Genomic DNA, 2,168 nt, shown 5'->3' with positions numbered 1-2,168 from the left:
ATGAACGACTGCTGCACGCCGCCGCCGCCGAGGCTGCCGGGTGCCACATCGACGATCGGTGCCAACTGCGGTGCCAGCGACGATGCCGGCGCGCCGCCAGTTGCTGCGCCCGCTCCGTAGTCAAAGCTGGATGCAGCCGGGGGCATATCGACGATCGGTGCCGGCGCCTGTGTTGCCGCAGCGCCCGCGTTCTCGGCGATCGTTCCCGCCGTTGAGCCGCCATCGATGCCTGACGCCACGTCCGCGATGGCAGTGTTGCCACGCTCGGCTGCGAGCGCGCCTTCGATCAGGCTGGCGCCTTCGCCGGACGAACCGGCGGCAGCTTCGGCACCTGACGCCGCGCCCGCGCCGCCCGCAACCAGGCTGAACGCACCGGCCCCGAGCGCGATGATGCCGGCGATCTTGGCGACTTTGGTGTTGCCTGTAAGCGAAGCCACGCCCGACACGATCGAGGCCACCCCGGCGATGGCAGCCACCGTGACAACGCCGGCAGCGACAGCGCCGGCCACGGCGGCGCCGCCTGCGGCAATCGCGATAAGCGGAAGAATTACAGCCATGCCCTACTCCTTGTTCTCAAAAACGTAAGTGCGCAGCATTCGGAATTGACCGAAGCGGCGCATCATCTTGTCTGTGCGGGGGTCGGGGTTCTCGATCGTCACCCCGATGTGACTGACGAACGTATCGCGCGCCTGCTCAAGCAGCGTGCGAATCAACAGACTGCCGGCACCGGGCCGCGTCGAGCGCAGCGCGATCACCGATATGTAGCTTTTCTGCGTCCACTCGAACGGCACAATCACCGCGCCGAGAATCCCCACCGGCGCCTCGTCATGCTCTGCGATCAGTGCGTAGCCGCTAGTACGGCAACGCTCGATCAGCGTTCGCACGCCGTCGAACGTGGGCTGATAGCCCTGCGTGTCGAATCCGCCCAGCACATACGCCGGCAGCCAGGGAACGTCCTCGTCCCTGGCGTGGCGGATGTGCATTACGAGTTACCGGAGCCGTAGGAGGCGGATTCCACCCAGGTGCCGCGCCGCTGGTCCCAGTAGTAGCGGTCGGGGTCCGGGTTTTGATTCGGGTTGCGCATGGGGTCGATCGGTGCTGGCGCGGGTGCGGGTGCGGGTGCGGGTGCCGGTGCGGGAACTGGTGCGGGCGCGGGTGCGGGAACTGGTGCGGGCGCGGGTGCGCCGGGTGCGGGTGCGGGCGCGGGCGACGCGGCCTGCTGTTGCCCTTCGGCCGAGTTCTGAAACTCCTGCGCCAGACGGGCGTTGATCTGCTCGCCGGTCATGCCCTCTGCGAACCACGAGTCGATCGTGGCTTCCCACTGCTCGATGGCGCCCGGCTCGGGATTGCGGCCCAGGTAGCGCGTATACATCTGCCCGACCACCGGATAGCGTCCACCGGCGGCAGGCGAACCAGGAAGCGGGGCTTGACCGCCGCCCGGGCCGGTAAAGGTCAGAAGATCGCCCAGTCCAGGAATCCCGCCCACATGGCCGAATACGCCCATGCCCTCTTTGAGGTTGCGGCCCAGGATGTCGAGCGCGGCCTGCTTGTTGGCGGCGTCCATGTCCTTGTTGCCGAGGATTTTGGTGACTTCCTGCTGGTACTGTGACCACAATTGCGCCGACGACGCCGAGGTCTGCATCTGCGTCTTGTATTCGGCTTCGGTGCGGGCCAGGTAGGCTTTGGTGGCACTGTCCAACTGCGCGATCTGCTCGCGGCTGGCGGTCTCACGGTTGAACATCGAGAGCTTCGCCATCTCGCTGTTGTCGAACTGGCGCGCCATTTCGGCGAGCTTGGCGTCGTCCTGCTTGACGCCGGTATCGAACTGCCGCGCCTGCTCGAACAGTCCGCGGTTCTTCAGGTCGGTGTCGTTGTCCGACTGGCGCGCCTGCTCCCCGAGCTGCTTTACGCCCAGCCCGACTTGTGCGTTCTGCGAGCCGGCCGCGTTTTGCGCCGCCTGGTTGGTCAGGTTCTGCTTGTTGTAGGTGCCGGCGTCCTGCTGCGCGATCGGCAAGGCTTGAGAAATCGCCGCTTCCTCGCCTGCCATCAGCGCCATCGTCGAGTTCGACAGGCCGCGCTCGTTGGCCGCCTGTCTTGCCCGCTGGCGTGCCTGATCGACGTAGGCGCTGTTCTCGCCCAGCAGCCGAGTCAGTTGCTCCGATACACGC

Annotated in this window: 2 protein-coding genes and 1 pseudogene; all 3 read right to left on the bottom strand. The window is 66.7% G+C overall.

The annotated features are described in order from the left end of the window. A pseudogene (locus tag H0W40_RS19945) lies at window positions 1-476 on the bottom strand (hypothetical protein); the annotation flags it as partial. A gap of 84 nt (window positions 477-560) precedes the next feature. Next, window positions 561-983, bottom strand: a complete 423-nt coding sequence (locus H0W40_RS19940) for a GNAT family N-acetyltransferase (RefSeq protein WP_292449671.1) — start codon at window positions 981-983, stop codon at window positions 561-563. Then, a complete protein-coding gene (locus H0W40_RS19935) occupies window positions 983-2,056 on the bottom strand; it encodes a hypothetical protein (RefSeq protein ID WP_292449670.1) in 1,074 nt (357 codons plus the stop codon). Before H0W40_RS19935 ends, H0W40_RS19940 begins: the two co-directional genes overlap by 1 nt. Window positions 2,057-2,168 lie beyond the last annotated feature (112 nt).

Source organism: Methylibium sp. (assembly GCF_013817345.1).
Classification (GTDB): domain Bacteria; phylum Pseudomonadota; class Gammaproteobacteria; order Burkholderiales; family Burkholderiaceae_C; genus Methylibium.
Note: the sequence above shows the minus strand (reverse complement) of the source record. Positions and strands in the feature narration are given on the sequence as shown.

What these genes read in the sequence shown, in the direction of transcription:
- H0W40_RS19940 (WP_292449671.1), bottom strand. Translation starts at nt 983, where the DNA reads ATGCACATCCGCCACGCCAGGGACGAGGACGTTCCCTGGCTGCCGGCG.
- H0W40_RS19935 (WP_292449670.1), bottom strand. Translation starts at nt 2,056, where the DNA reads ATGGCGCTGATGGCAGGCGAGGAAGCGGCGATTTCTCAAGCCTTGCCG.